Origin of the sequence: Buttiauxella noackiae ATCC 51607, assembly GCF_001654865.1 — a bacterium.
Taxonomy (GTDB): domain Bacteria; phylum Pseudomonadota; class Gammaproteobacteria; order Enterobacterales; family Enterobacteriaceae; genus Buttiauxella; species Buttiauxella noackiae.
The window spans coordinates 1-13,109 of the sequence record NZ_LXEO01000049.1; the positions used below are offsets into that span (position 1 = coordinate 1).

The 13,109-nt window shown below is 49.1% G+C and carries 15 protein-coding genes; 3 read left to right on the forward strand and 12 right to left on the reverse strand.

Annotation, left to right across the window (positions count from 1 at the left end; translation table 11 throughout):
* Nucleotides 1-74: 74 nt before the first annotated feature.
* From fusA to fkpA, 8 genes are all read right to left on the reverse strand, one after another.
* Nucleotides 75-2,189, reverse strand: a complete 2,115-nt coding sequence (gene fusA / locus M979_RS15715) for an elongation factor G (RefSeq protein WP_034460188.1) — start codon at nt 2,187-2,189, stop codon at nt 75-77.
* 93 nt (nt 2,190-2,282) lie between these two features.
* Nucleotides 2,283-2,753 carry a 30S ribosomal protein S7 gene (rpsG, locus tag M979_RS15720; protein WP_034460190.1) on the reverse strand — a complete coding sequence of 157 codons (471 nt, stop codon included), beginning with the start codon at nt 2,751-2,753 and terminating at the stop codon, nt 2,283-2,285.
* A 90-nt stretch (nt 2,754-2,843) separates the two neighbouring features.
* Nucleotides 2,844-3,218, reverse strand: a complete 375-nt coding sequence (gene rpsL, locus M979_RS15725; RefSeq protein ID WP_003023654.1) for a 30S ribosomal protein S12 — start codon at nt 3,216-3,218, stop codon at nt 2,844-2,846.
* Nucleotides 3,219-3,344: 126 nt separating this feature from the next.
* Nucleotides 3,345-3,632: a sulfurtransferase complex subunit TusB gene (gene tusB, locus M979_RS15730; RefSeq protein ID WP_064555511.1), complete on the reverse strand. Its 288-nt coding sequence runs from the start codon at nt 3,630-3,632 to the stop codon at nt 3,345-3,347.
* Between the two features lie 6 nt (nt 3,633-3,638).
* Nucleotides 3,639-3,998 carry a sulfurtransferase complex subunit TusC gene (tusC, locus tag M979_RS15735; RefSeq protein WP_064555513.1) on the reverse strand — a complete coding sequence of 120 codons (360 nt, stop codon included), beginning with the start codon at nt 3,996-3,998 and terminating at the stop codon, nt 3,639-3,641.
* Nucleotides 3,998-4,384: a sulfurtransferase complex subunit TusD gene (gene tusD / locus M979_RS15740; protein ID WP_064555515.1), complete on the reverse strand. Its 387-nt coding sequence runs from the start codon at nt 4,382-4,384 to the stop codon at nt 3,998-4,000. Before tusD ends, tusC begins: the two co-directional genes overlap by 1 nt.
* Nucleotides 4,384-5,106, reverse strand: a complete 723-nt coding sequence (locus M979_RS15745; RefSeq protein WP_034460202.1) for a helix-turn-helix transcriptional regulator — start codon at nt 5,104-5,106, stop codon at nt 4,384-4,386. Before M979_RS15745 ends, tusD begins: the two co-directional genes overlap by 1 nt.
* Before the next feature lie 177 nt (nt 5,107-5,283).
* Complete coding sequence (fkpA, locus tag M979_RS15750) at nt 5,284-6,108, reverse strand: FKBP-type peptidyl-prolyl cis-trans isomerase (RefSeq protein WP_064555517.1); 825 nt, start codon at nt 6,106-6,108, stop codon at nt 5,284-5,286.
* A gap of 226 nt (nt 6,109-6,334) precedes the next feature.
* Here fkpA and M979_RS15755 point away from each other — a divergent pair, with 226 nt between their 5' ends.
* Complete coding sequence (locus M979_RS15755; protein ID WP_034460204.1) at nt 6,335-6,553, forward strand: protein SlyX; 219 nt, start codon at nt 6,335-6,337, stop codon at nt 6,551-6,553.
* A 52-nt stretch (nt 6,554-6,605) separates the two neighbouring features.
* On the opposite strand, the gene slyD is transcribed toward M979_RS15755, so the two are convergent.
* The 4 genes from slyD to kefG all read right to left on the reverse strand — a co-directional run bounded on the left by slyD (nt 6,606) and on the right by kefG (nt 9,865).
* Complete coding sequence (gene slyD, locus M979_RS15760; RefSeq protein WP_034460207.1) at nt 6,606-7,190, reverse strand: peptidylprolyl isomerase; 585 nt, start codon at nt 7,188-7,190, stop codon at nt 6,606-6,608.
* 99 nt (nt 7,191-7,289) lie between these two features.
* Complete coding sequence (locus M979_RS15765) at nt 7,290-7,490, reverse strand: YheV family putative zinc ribbon protein (protein ID WP_034460208.1); 201 nt, start codon at nt 7,488-7,490, stop codon at nt 7,290-7,292.
* Nucleotides 7,491-7,505: 15 nt separating this feature from the next.
* Nucleotides 7,506-9,314, reverse strand: a complete 1,809-nt coding sequence (gene kefB / locus M979_RS15770; RefSeq protein ID WP_064555519.1) for a glutathione-regulated potassium-efflux system protein KefB — start codon at nt 9,312-9,314, stop codon at nt 7,506-7,508.
* On the reverse strand, nt 9,314-9,865 hold the full coding sequence (gene kefG / locus M979_RS15775; RefSeq protein ID WP_064514274.1) for a glutathione-regulated potassium-efflux system ancillary protein KefG: 552 nt from the start codon (nt 9,863-9,865) through the stop codon (nt 9,314-9,316). Before kefG ends, kefB begins: the two co-directional genes overlap by 1 nt.
* Before the next feature lie 125 nt (nt 9,866-9,990).
* On the opposite strand from kefG, the gene M979_RS15780 reads away from it, so the two are divergent.
* On the forward strand, nt 9,991-11,895 hold the full coding sequence (locus M979_RS15780) for an ABC transporter ATP-binding protein (protein ID WP_064555520.1): 1,905 nt from the start codon (nt 9,991-9,993) through the stop codon (nt 11,893-11,895).
* Nucleotides 11,896-12,144: 249 nt separating this feature from the next.
* Entirely contained in the window at nt 12,145-13,086 is a 942-nt protein-coding gene (locus M979_RS15785; RefSeq protein WP_064555522.1) for an omptin family outer membrane protease, read from the forward strand.
* The last annotated feature ends 23 nt before the right edge of the window (nt 13,087-13,109 follow it).

Genomic DNA, 13,109 nt, shown 5'->3' on the forward strand with positions numbered 1-13,109 from the left:
CGGCTATATTCCTTACTGTTGCGCTCTCCCCTCAAGGAGAGAGCGCGGGATCAATGTTTTTTAAAACCCGGGGCTTATTTACCGCGAGCTTCGATTACGGCCTGAGCAACGTTGTTTGGCGCGTCATCATACTTCAGGAATTCCATGGAGTAAGATGCACGACCTTTGGTCAGTGAACGCAGTTGAGTTGCGTAACCGAACATTTCAGACAACGGAACTTCAGCGTGAATCTGAACGCCAGTAGCGTTAGATTCTTGACCTTTCAGCTGACCACGACGACGGCTAAGGTCACCGATAACGTCACCAGTGTTCTCTTCCGGAGTTTCAACTTCAACCTTCATGATAGGCTCAAGCAGAACTGGTTTCGCTTTCTTAAAGCCATCTTTGAAGGCAATAGAAGCGGCCAGTTTAAACGCCAGTTCAGAGGAGTCAACGTCGTGGTAAGAACCGAAGTGCAGACGCACGCCGAGATCTACTACTGGGTAACCCGCCAGAGGACCAGACTTCAGCTGCTCCTGGATGCCTTTATCAACAGCAGGGATGTATTCACCAGGAATTACACCACCTTTGATGTCGTTGATGAACTCGTAACCTTTCGGATTCGAGCCCGGCTCCAGTGGGTACATGTCGATAACAACATGACCGTACTGACCACGACCACCAGACTGCTTAGCGTGTTTACCTTCAATATCGGTAACTTTCGCGCGAATCGCTTCACGGTAAGCAACCTGAGGTTTACCAACGTTAGCTTCAACGTTGAATTCACGTTTCATGCGGTCAACGATGATGTCAAGGTGCAGTTCACCCATACCAGCGATGATGGTCTGGTTAGATTCTTCATCAGTCCATACGCGGAATGATGGGTCTTCTTTAGCCAGACGGCCCAGAGCCAGACCCATTTTTTCCTGGTCAGCTTTGGTTTTTGGTTCTACAGCGATGGAGATTACCGGTTCAGGGAATTCCATACGCTCCAGAATGATCACGTTGTCCGGATCACAGATGGTGTCACCTGTGGTCACGTCTTTCAGACCGATTGCCGCTGCAATGTCGCCCGCGCGAACTTCTTTGATCTCTTCACGTTTGTTAGCGTGCATCTGAACGATACGGCCAAAACGCTCACGAGCGGATTTCACTGGGTTATAAACGGTATCACCGGAGTTAACCACGCCAGAGTAAACGCGGAAGAACGTCAGGTTACCAACGAACGGGTCGGTTGCAATTTTGAATGCCAGAGCAGCAAACGGCTCTTCATCACTTGCATGACGCTCAGATGGAGTGTCTTTACCGTCGTCCAGCATACCGTTGATTGCAGGTACGTCTGTTGGTGCTGGCAGGTAATCAATTACCGCATCCAGCATTGCCTGTACGCCTTTGTTCTTGAACGCAGAACCGCAGGTAACAAGAATGATCTCGTTACGCAGTACACGTTCACGCAGCGCAGTTTTGATTTCTTCCTCGGTCAGCTCTTCGCCACCCAAGTATTTGTCCATCAGCTCTTCAGAAGCTTCTGCTGCAGACTCAACCAAGTTCTGGCGCCATTCAGCAGCCAGTTCAGCCATATCAGCAGGGATTTCTTCGTATTCGAAGGTCACACCCTGATCGGCATCGTTCCAGTTGATTGCTTTCATTTTCACCAGGTCAACAACACCGGTGAAACCTTCTTCAGCGCCAATCGCCAACTGAAGCGGAACTGCGTTCGCGCCCAAGCGGGATTTAATCTGGCCTACAACTTTCAGGAAGTTAGCACCCATGCGGTCCATTTTGTTAACGAACGCAATGCGTGGCACTTTGTATTTGTTAGCCTGACGCCATACGGTCTCAGACTGTGGCTGAACACCACCAACTGCGCAGTAAACCATTACCGCACCGTCAAGAACACGCATGGAACGTTCTACTTCGATGGTGAAGTCAACGTGCCCAGGGGTGTCGATGATGTTTACGCGATGCGGTTCATACTGCTTAGCCATACCTGACCAGAACGCAGTAGTTGCAGCAGAAGTAATGGTGATACCACGTTCCTGCTCCTGTTCCATCCAGTCCATGGTAGCAGCGCCATCATGAACTTCACCGATTTTATGGTTTACACCGGTGTAAAACAGAATACGTTCGGTAGTAGTGGTTTTACCGGCGTCGATGTGTGCACTGATACCGATGTTGCGGTAGCGTGCAATGGGTGTTGTACGAGCCATTTGATTCCTCTATATCCTGGGACGTTCATTTAAGTAACCCAAAGCGGGCAGCTCACATGAAGCGCCCGCTTGGTGACTAACACTCCGAAGGGATTACCAACGGTAGTGAGCGAACGCCTTGTTGGCTTCAGCCATACGGTGAACGTCTTCACGTTTCTTAACTGCAGTACCTTTGTTCTCTGCAGCATCAGAAAGTTCGTTCGCCAGGCGAAGAGCCATGGATTTATCACCGCGTTTACGAGCAGCTTCTACGATCCAACGCATTGCCAGAGCATTACGACGAACCGGACGTACTTCTACTGGAACCTGATAAGTAGAACCACCAACGCGGCGGGACTTAACTTCTACAGTCGGACGAACGTTGTCCAGAGCGACTTCGAAAGCTTCCAGTTCGTTTTTACCAGAACGCTGAGCCAGGGTCTCCAGCGCGGTATAGACGATAGTTTCTGCAGTAGATTTCTTACCATCTACCATCAGAATGTTTACAAATTTGGCCAGCAACTCTGATCCGAACTTAGGATCTGGAAGAATTTTACGTTGACCAATGACGCGACGACGTGGCATGGGAATACTCCGTTGTTAATTCAGGGTTGTCCAAAACTCTATTGAGTTTGACATTTATTTAAAACGTTTGGCCTTACTTAACGGAAACCATTAAGCCTTAGGACGCTTCACGCCATACTTGGAACGAGATTGCTTACGGTCTTTAACGCCGGAGCAGTCAAGTGCACCACGAACGGTGTGGTAACGAACACCTGGCAAGTCTTTTACACGACCACCACGGATCAGGATCACGGAGTGCTCCTGCAGGTTGTGACCTTCACCGCCGATGTAGGAGGTAACTTCAAAACCGTTAGTCAAACGCACACGGCATACTTTACGCAGTGCGGAGTTTGGTTTCTTAGGAGTGGTAGTATATACACGAGTACATACGCCACGTTTCTGCGGGCAGGCTTCCAGCGCAGGCACGTTGCTTTTTGCAACTTTGCGAGCGCGTGGTTTGCGTACCAGCTGGTTAACTGTTGCCATTAAATAGCTCCTGGTTTTAGCTTTTGCTTCGTAAACACGTAATAAAACGGCCTCATATAATATGAGGACGCAGAATTTTAGGGCTGAGCCGAAAAGGTGTCAAGAAATATACAACAATCCTGGATTTTACCAGGAAATATGTTGTTCGTGTTTAACCGTCAATGCAACGAAGTCAGTATAGCTGACCTTGCCTACACCGGTTGAAATTTGAGCAGTTAAGCCGCGGGCCTCGATATCTTCCTGCAGAGCATAGATAGAAATGGGGGCGGCGAGCAGTAAATCAAGGGCTTTGGTCCCTGAAAGGGCTGCAATGACCGCATCTTGCCGTAATAAAAGTTCATCGCCGTGTTTCACACAGCGCAGCAGCGATTCAAAATCGGTATGAAAAGGTGAGTGTTGTAAAATATGCAGCATTTCGCCTCAGAAGGTTAGCACCACATCAAATTGGTGCAGCATTTCACACAATGCATCAGGCTCGAGCGGTTTAGCATCGAGAACCCAGGTTCTGTCTGGCGACAACCCTCGTTCACGGATGGAGGCCGCGCAGAGATAACACTGCTCGATATCGTACAATGGCAGCACGCGGAAGGTCGCGATGTAATCTCTGGAGAGGATAAGGCCTGGTTGCTGATCTGGTATCAGTTGCATAACCCCATCACCAATGAAAAACACGCCGATGTTTTCGGTTAGTGCTGACGTGGCAAGTAAGGCATCCAGTCCTTCGCGCCCGCTGGCGCTTCCATGAGGCGCGGATTTAAATACGAATGCTACGCGCTTCATCAGAATTGTACCGTCCGATCACAGCTTAACGAAGCCTGAGCCAGTGCACCTAACCCACTAAGGGTGAAGCCAGGTTGCATATTATAGCAAGGTAAACCGAGCTGATTAGCTTGCTCTGCATCAGTAACGCCTCGACGCAGCGCTGCTGCAACACAGATATGCAATTCAACACCATGCTGTTCATTGAGTTGCTGCCATGCACGAACAATATCAAATTCATCATTTGCCGGGGATGTAAGAAGGTTTGCGTTATAAACACCTTCACGGTAAAAGAACACGCTTTCTAATGTGTGCCCTTGAGCAATAACGGCCTGAGAAAATTGCAATGCACTACTCGCCTGCTGCGTACCATAAGCCGGGCCGGTCACCAGGATGGCAAAACGCATTACTTATCCTGCCCCTGGAAATCACCGTTTTTGAATTGACGGATGTAGAGATAAACCGTGTGCTTAGAAATATTCAAACGATCCGCAACCTGATTAATCGCATCTTTGATATCAAAAATGCCTTTCTCATAGAGGTTCAGCACAATCTGCCGATTCTTGGCATTGTTGGATACATTGCGATCGGCATTCACCTCTTCAATCGTGAATTCCAGTGCCTGCATAACCAGATCTTCAACTGAGGACGCAAAGTTCACCGATGAAGCCACTTCAGGCGTTTCTGGCGGAATGAACGTCGACATAATTTGCGAGAAGGGAACATCAAGGTTGATGTTGATACACAACAGGCCGATAACACGTTCATCACGATTACGAATGGCAATAGTCTCTGATTTCATCAGGACACCGCTTTTTGCACGGGTGAAATAGCATTTGGAAACGCTACTATCCGCACCAGTCATATCATGCAGCATACGTAAGGCAAGATCGGTAATTGGCGAGCCAATTTTGCGCCCAGTGTGTTCACCATTTGCGATGCGAATAGCGGAACACTTCAGATCTTGCAGCGAGTGCAACACGATTTCACAGTGAGAACCAATCAGCATCGCTAACCCGTCCACCACCGCTTCGTAGGATTTTAATATTTCAAAGTCGGTTTGTTCGAAAGGACGCTGGTCCAGTAAATCAAGCTCACTGGTTTCATTGGTTAAAAGCGAATTGGACATTTAAAGATACCACCCTCTACAGAGAGCCTGTCGCGCTTAAATGGTGTCAGGGCAGACTCATACTCGTTGTTGCGCAGCCTGCTAAGGTAATACAGCGTAAGAGGCGCTTTCCAGCTTTTATTATATCCTGCCTCAAATAAAAAACCGCCGCCCCTGAGGACGGCGGTTAATAATGCCTTATTTGCTCTTAGCTGCATCAGCTTCTGGAGCGGCTTCAGGTTTCGCGTCTGCTTTAGGCGCTGGTTTGATATCCAGCAGCTCAACGTCGAATACCAGTGTGGAGTTAGCCGGAATTCCCGGAACGCCAGTTTTGCCATAAGCCAGTTCTGGTGGAATAACCAGTTTGATTTTCCCGCCTTTCTTCAGGTTTTTCAGGCCTTCAGTCCAACCTGGGATTACGCCATCAAGACGGAAAGAGAGTGGCTCGCCACGGGTGTAAGAGTTATCAAACTCTTTACCGTCGATAAGCGTGCCTTTGTAGTTAACAACAACAGTATCGCTGTCAGTTGGTGCTTCACCTGTACCGGCTTTGTCGATTTTATACATCAGGCCAGTTGGGGAGGTTTTAACACCTTTCTCTTTTGCGAAAGTATCACGGAAGGCTTTGCCTTTATCCGCATTTTCTTTAGCGTCTTTTTCCATTTTAGCTTGAGCAGAAGACTTCACGCGAGCTTCGAAAGCTTGCAGAGTCTGCTCAATTTCCTGATCGGATAATTTGCTCTTATCAGCAAATGCATCCTGAACACCGGCGATAAGCTGGTTTTTATCCAGAGTAATACCCAGCTTTTCTTGTTCTTTCAGAGAGTTTTCCATATAACGGCCCAGCGAAGCACCCAATGCATACGCAGATTTCTGGTCGTCATTTTTGAATGCCGCGTTGCTTGCAGCTGGGGCCGCAGTATCTTTAGCGGCTGCCGGAGTAGCAGGAGCAGCGAACGCCGGAGCGCTCAGGGCAACGGCCATCGTGGTCGCCAGTAGCGTTACTTTAAACAGTGATTTCATCCATTTCTCCAGGGCCGGGGCCTCTAACCCCAAGGTTATTATCAACTAAGAGATGTACTATAACGTCGTGGAAGAAATCTACACAATCTCTCCGCGCCATATCGAGACAAATTCAGACTCTTTTTGTATAAAGAAGTTTCGTCATGAGTAAAACAGCGCTGTAACGTGCAGGATTTTTCAGTAGAATCGCCCGAAATTGTCCATCCGCAGGCCAGGAGTATTAGCCATGCAACAGAAATCGACCGAACAGCGGCTAGAAGAACTTGAGAGTCGTCTCGCTTTCCAGGAGATTACTATAGAAGAGTTAAATCAGACGGTAACGGCTCATGAATTGGAGATGGTCAAACTGCGCGAGCATTTCCGCTTGCTGGTTGAAAAACTAAAAGCCAGCCAGCCTTCGATGGTGGCATCAGAAGCCGAAGAGACTCCACCTCCGCATTACTAGTTACCAAAAGAAAAGGCGTGTCAGTGACACGCCTTTTTTTATCTTTCGCAGATTAGTGGCAACCGCAACCGCCGTTACCGCCACAGCCGCCTTTACCATGTTCATGGTCGTCGCCGTGACCGTGACCACCACAGCAACCACCTTCATGGTCGTGATCGTGATGATGATCGTGCTCGCCGTGAACGTGGCCATGAGCCAGTTCTTCAGCAGTTGCTTCGCGAATCGCGATAACTTCTACGTTGAAGCTCAGGTTTTGGCCTGCCAGCATGTGGTTGCCATCAACAACAACGTGCTCATCTTCAACTGCAGTAATTTCAACTGGCACTGGGCCCTGGTCGGTGTCCGCCATAAAGCGCATACCAACTTCCAGTTCATCAACGCCCATGAACACGTCTTTAGGAACGCGTTGCACCAGGTTTTCGTCATACTGGCCGTAAGCGTCATTTGCGCCAACATTCACGTCGAAACGATCACCAACAACGTGACCTTCCAGCGCAGTTTCCAGACCTGAAATCAGGGAGCCGTGACCATGCAGATAGTCCAGCGGCGCACTCACCGGAGACTCATCAACCAACACACCGTCTTCTGTACGTACCTGGTAAGCCAGGCTGACCACCAGGTCTTTTGCTACTTTCATGATATCTCCTGAGCGAGCGTGAGAAAAAAAACTGGCGCCGATTGTAGCGGAATTTAGCGCCGGTGTACCCTTAAGCTTAAAAAAAGCTGGGGCATCTCGCTAGTCTGGATGAAAAATCCCAATGACTTGCTCTTGTTCGCGAACATGCTCACGAACTTGCTTATCCGCTTCACGCATTTGATGGCCGCACTTAACACACTCTACAATATCGACATTATTCTCACGCCACATCGCGAGGGAATCCCGCGCCTGGCATTCGGGGCAGACGGCCCCGGCAATAAAACGTTTACGCACCGGCATTCGCTTCACCTTATTTTATTCAAACTCATCCCAACCATCGAACTGCCGACGCTCTTGCTGCATCTCGCGTTCGAAAATCTCTTCTAGCTCACGACGCGCTTCACGCACTCTGGAAATTTGAGCGTTATCGGTATGAATCGGCATTAACTCACGCAGCATACTCATATCCAGACGGCGGAAATGAAGTTGTGCACGATGCGCCTGATGAGGATGCATCCCCAATGTCATTAGCGCCTTGCGCCCTAATTCCAACGCACTGGAGAAGGTTTCACGTGAGAACTGCGTCACTCCAGCTTGCAACAATTCATGCGCTTCTACACGCCCTCTTGCTCGCGCCAGTATCGCCAGATGTGGAAAGTGTTGTTGACACAAATGAACCACTTTCATTGTGTCTTCCGGCTCATTACAGGTAATCACAATAGATTTTGCCGTCTCGGCACCTGCTGAACGCAGCAACTCAAGTTCGGTAGCATCGCCGTAATAGACCTTGTAGCCATATTTACGCATCAGACTGACAGAGCTAATGTCTCTCTCAAGAACTGTAATGCGCATTTTGTTCGCCATCAGTAAGCGGCCAATCACCTGCCCGAAACGTCCAAAGCCCACAATAATGACTTGTGGCTGATCGTCTTCCACATAAGGCTTTTCATCGTTTTCGTCATCAGCAACATTAAATCGCCGCGCAAGAATGGCATCAACGCCTTTCATCAATAGCGGTGTAGTCATCATTGAAAGTGTGACAGTCACCAGTAAGAGCGGCATTTGGTCACCGCTGAACAGCTTTTGAGATGAAGCCGTAGAGAAAAGTACGAATGCGAACTCCCCGCCCTGGCTTAGCACGCCTGAAAACTGTAGACGCTCGGAGCTGCGCAAACCGAAAAACCACGACAGGCCATACAACACACCGCCTTTAACTGCTACCAGCACCACGACACCTAAAACAACCCAGAAGATATGTGTGTAAAGCACCCCGAGGTTTAATGCCATGCCAACGGAGATAAAGAACAAGCCGAGCAATAATCCTTTAAAAGGATCAATCGCGATTTCCAATTCGTGACGATATTCACTTTCAGCTAATAAGACGCCCGCGATGAATGTCCCAAGCGCCATTGAGAAGCCCAGCGCATCCATAAATAACGCCGACCCCAACACCAACAGCAATGCCGCCGCAGTAAAGACTTCGCGCACACCGGAACCCGCAATAAAGCGGAACACAGGTTTTAGCAGATAACGCCCGCCAACCAACATCCCCGCAAAGGCCAGCACTTTGAAACCGATCTTTATCCAGTCGGTATGGCCGCCGTCATTACCGGCCAACAACGGCACCAGCGCAATCGCCGGGATTACCGCCAAATCCTGGAACAGCAGCACGGAAAAACCGAGCTGCCCGGATTCATTGCGATTCATGCCTTTGTCGCGCATCAACTGTAGCGCCATTGCGGTGGAGGACATCGCAAGGCCAATACCGCCGACCACCGCCGCCTGCCAGGAGAACTTCGTCAGCATCAACAACCCAGCAAGCACCACTGCGCTGAGCAACACCTGTGCGGCACCCACGCCAAATATCGAACGCCGTAACTGCCACAACTTCGATGGGTTCAGTTCCAGCCCGATGATAAACATCAGGAACACCACACCCAGCTCAGAGAAATGAAGAATTTCATCCACATCACTGATAAAACCTAACCCCCACGGCCCGATGGCTATACCTGCAAGCAGATATCCCAACACCGCGCCAATGCCCAAACGGGCGGCAATAGGCACAGCGACAACCGCAGCAAATAAAAACAGCACTCCTGCCAGTAATACGTCAGAACCTTCCATCAGCGGCCTCCCGGTAATGTCGGTGAAGCCAACCACTCGCCATAAGCTTTCGCATGGCTGGCCAGTTCCTGAGGAGATTGCCGACGCGCCCAATAAACAATCATCGGGTTCATCCAGTGCATACGGCACATGGCAGCAGTGAGTTCAAAAGGGCGCAAAATATCGGTCAACGGAAAACGGTTAAACCCATCGTGCCGATAAGCACCTTCCGGCTCGCCGGTGGTTATGACACTACGCCAGTACTTTCCCGCCAGAGCAGTACCTCCGACACCACTGGCAAAACCACGACTTAGAACGCGATCCAGCCACTCTTTGAGTAACGCTGGGCAGCTATAGGTATAGAGAGGGTGTTGAAAGACGATAACATCATGCTCTTGCAGTAATGCCTGCTCGCGATAGATATCAATAAAAAAGTCAGGATAGTGCGCATAAAGGTCATGCACAGTGACATTGGCAAGCTGCTGCGCCGGCTGGAGTAAGACGCGGTTTGCGACCGAGTCTTGTGACTCCGGATGGGCATATAGCAGCAAAACTTTCGGCGGCTGCGACATCATTACCCTCCAGGGCGTCGTCATAGTGATTTTTTTGGGCTACCATGCAGCCCGACGCGGTGCCAATGGCATCACGTTACCTTAATATAATGACAATTTAACATACTCTGAACATACGGCGCTTTATGATTGTTTTCTCCTCGTTACAAATTCGTCGCGGTACCCGCGTTCTGCTGGATAACGCCACCGCTACCATCAATCCAGGCCAGAAAGTGGGTCTGGTAGGTAAAAACGGCTGCGGTAAATCCACGCTGCTGGCGCTGCTGAAGAACGAGATCAGCGCCGATGGCGGAAGTATGACCTATCCAGGTAACTGGGCGCTGGCTTGGGTAAACCAGGAAACGCCTGCACTGGCAATGCCAGCTATTGAATATGTTATTGATGGTGACCGTGAATTCCGCCAGCTTGAAGCGGAACTAGCAAAAGCCAATGAGCGCAATGATGGCCATGCCATTGCGCTGGTGCACGGCAAGCTGGATGCGGTTGATGCCTGGACGATTCGCTCTCGCGCATCGAGCCTGCTGCACGGTTTAGGCTTCAGCAATGAGCAACTCGAACGCCCGGTCAGTGATTTTTCCGGTGGCTGGCGTATGCGCCTGAACCTGGCGCAAGCACTGATCTGCCGCTCAGATTTACTTCTGCTCGATGAACCAACTAACCACCTGGACTTAGACGCCGTTATCTGGCTGGAACGCTGGCTGAAAAGCTATCAAGGCACACTGATTCTGATTTCCCACGACCGTGACTTCTTAGACCCGGTAGTTGGAAAAATTATTCACATCGAACAAGAGTCGATGTTTGAATACACCGGCAACTATTCATCGTTTGAAGGCCAGCGCGCCACGCGCCTTGCTCAACAACAGTCGATGTTTGAAAGCCAGCAGGAGCGTGTCGCGCATCTGCAAAGCTTTATCGATCGTTTCAAAGCCAAAGCCAGTAAAGCAAAGCAAGCGCAAAGCCGCGTGAAGATGCTTGAACGCATGGAGTTAATTGCTCCGGCTCATGTCGATAACCCGTTCCATTTCAGTTTCCGCGCGCCTGAAAGTTTGCCGAACCCACTTTTGCGTATGGAAAAAGTCAGCGCGGGTTATGGCGAGCGCGTGATCCTTGACTCGATCAAACTGAATCTGGTTCCTGGCTCTCGCATCGGTCTGCTTGGTCGCAACGGCGCCGGTAAATCAACGCTGATTAAACTGCTGGCGGAGGAGATCAAACCTTTGCAGGGCGATATCGGCCTGGCAAAAGGAGTTAAGCTCGGTTACTTCGCGCAGCATCAGCTGGAATATTTACGCGCCGACGAATCCCCGTTGCAGCACCTGGCTCGTATCGCACCGAAAGAACTTGAACAGCAACTGCGAGATTACCTCGGCGGTTTCGGTTTCCGGGGCGATAAAGTCACCGAACAAACAGCTCGCTTCTCTGGCGGCGAAAAAGCGCGCCTGGTCCTTGCCTTGGTTGTCTGGCAGCGCCCTAACCTACTGCTGCTCGATGAACCGACCAACCACCTCGATCTCGATATGCGTCAGGCACTGACCGAAGCATTAATTGATTTCGAAGGCGCACTGGTTGTGGTTTCGCACGACCGTCACCTGTTGCGTTCCACTACCGACGATCTCTATCTGGTCCACGACGGGAAAGTTGAAGCCTTTGACGGCGATCTGGAAGATTATCAGCAGTGGCTTGTAGATCTGCAAAAGCAGGAAAACCAACCGCTTGATTCAGTAAAAGATAACGCAAACAGTGCGCAAGCGCGTAAAGACCAAAAACGCCGCGAGGCGGAATTACGCACCCAAACGCAACCGTTGCGTAAGCAAATCACGCAGCTTGAAAAGCAGATGGAAAAACTGAACGTGCAGCTTGCAGCCGTCGAAGAAAAGCTGGCTGACAGTGCCATTTACGACCAAAGTCGCAAGGCAGAAATGACTGAATGCCTACAAACTCAGGTAAAAGTGAAGTCGGCGTTGGAAGAGTGCGAAATGGAATGGCTGGATGCTCATGAGCAGTTAGAACAGATGATGCAAAGCGAATAAATTAACTCACGAAAAGTATCACTTATCCCGGGAGGTTTCTATAAGATAACATCCCGGGTAATCTCCTATTTCATCGCATATTTGAATCTTATCGCAACGATAGATTTGTCACATTGTGTATTCGTCAACGAATAGAGTACAACGGCAAAAGATAACAAATTTATTCGTTATCGCGCGCGCTATATTTTACAGCCTTCTTAACAAGAATGGTCATAACATATAAAAACTCACCTCAATGGAATGAATATAATGAGACGACTAATTACATCTATTATTATGCTTTCTGCATTTAACCATCTTGCATATGCAAATAACCTTGACGACTTAACACCCTCACTAAAATCAGAAAGTTTATCTGTAGGAACATCGTTAGGTATTCTGGGCGGGAAATCTACAGAGCGAGTATATGATAACAAAAGCGGTGAAAAAATAAGCCAACTCGATTGGAAAATAAAAAACACTCCTGTTCTTAAAGGGGAAGTAAACTGGGATGCCTGGCAAAGGCTCACACTTAATGCCAGAGGCTGGACCTCTCTAGCCTCACGCGGCAACACGATGGACGACTATGACTGGCTTGACGATAACAAATCTGGCTGGAGCGACTGGTCACATCATTCCAATACCCGTCTCAATTACGCTAATGAATTTGATCTCAGTATCAGGGGTTGGTTATTAAAAGCTGACAATTATAAAGTAGCAGCAGTGGCAGGTTATCAACAAACTCGATTTAGCTGGAGTGCATATGGTGGTAACTATAATTACGACAATGGGACTGATATTGGCTCTTTCACAGATGGTAAGCGCACTATTGGTTACCAACAAAAATTTTCGCTACCCTATATCGGCCTTGCAGGTCAATACCTATATCAAGGTATTGAGGTTAATACATTATTGAAATTCAGCGATTGGGTAACTGCGAAAGATAATGATGAGCACTATTCCCGAGATACCACATTCCGTGAAAAAACAACCAGCTCTCATTATTATGCGGCCGCAATCGAAGTCGGATATTATATTACGCCTAATGCAAAAGTCTCCACTGAGTTTGCTTATAACTATTACTCAGAAGGTAAGGGCGGGAGTGAAATGATCAACCGCGCTACAGGCAAAACAAAGTACACAGACGGTGATGCTGCAGGAATTAAAAACGAAAATTACATCATTTCTGCCGGAATCCACTATCGCTTTTAATCAAAAACAAACTGGCCCACTTG

Excerpts from the sequence above, each read along its gene's own strand:
- rpsG (WP_034460190.1), bottom strand. The coding sequence starts at position 2,753 with ATGCCACGTCGTCGCGTCATTGGTCAACGTAAAATTCTTCCAGATCCT.
- tusB (WP_064555511.1), bottom strand. The coding sequence starts at position 3,632 with ATGCTGCATATTTTACAACACTCACCTTTTCATACCGATTTTGAATCG.
- slyD (WP_034460207.1), bottom strand. The coding sequence starts at position 7,190 with ATGAAAGTAGCAAAAGACCTGGTGGTCAGCCTGGCTTACCAGGTACGT.
- M979_RS15765 (WP_034460208.1), bottom strand. The coding sequence starts at position 7,490 with ATGCCGGTGCGTAAACGTTTTATTGCCGGGGCCGTCTGCCCCGAATGC.
- tusC (WP_064555513.1), bottom strand. The coding sequence starts at position 3,998 with ATGAAGCGCGTAGCATTCGTATTTAAATCCGCGCCTCATGGAAGCGCC.
- kefG (WP_064514274.1), bottom strand. The coding sequence starts at position 9,865 with ATGTCGCAGCCGCCGAAAGTTTTGCTGCTATATGCCCATCCGGAGTCA.
- tusD (WP_064555515.1), bottom strand. The coding sequence starts at position 4,384 with ATGCGTTTTGCCATCCTGGTGACCGGCCCGGCTTATGGTACGCAGCAG.
- fusA (WP_034460188.1), bottom strand. The coding sequence starts at position 2,189 with ATGGCTCGTACAACACCCATTGCACGCTACCGCAACATCGGTATCAGT.
- M979_RS15745 (WP_034460202.1), bottom strand. The coding sequence starts at position 5,106 with ATGTCCAATTCGCTTTTAACCAATGAAACCAGTGAGCTTGATTTACTG.
- fkpA (WP_064555517.1), bottom strand. The coding sequence starts at position 6,108 with ATGAAATCACTGTTTAAAGTAACGCTACTGGCGACCACGATGGCCGTT.
- rpsL (WP_003023654.1), bottom strand. The coding sequence starts at position 3,218 with ATGGCAACAGTTAACCAGCTGGTACGCAAACCACGCGCTCGCAAAGTT.
- M979_RS15755 (WP_034460204.1), top strand. The coding sequence starts at position 6,335 with ATGCAACAGAAATCGACCGAACAGCGGCTAGAAGAACTTGAGAGTCGT.
- M979_RS15785 (WP_064555522.1), top strand. The coding sequence starts at position 12,145 with ATGAGACGACTAATTACATCTATTATTATGCTTTCTGCATTTAACCAT.
- M979_RS15780 (WP_064555520.1), top strand. The coding sequence starts at position 9,991 with ATGATTGTTTTCTCCTCGTTACAAATTCGTCGCGGTACCCGCGTTCTG.
- kefB (WP_064555519.1), bottom strand. The coding sequence starts at position 9,314 with ATGGAAGGTTCTGACGTATTACTGGCAGGAGTGCTGTTTTTATTTGCT.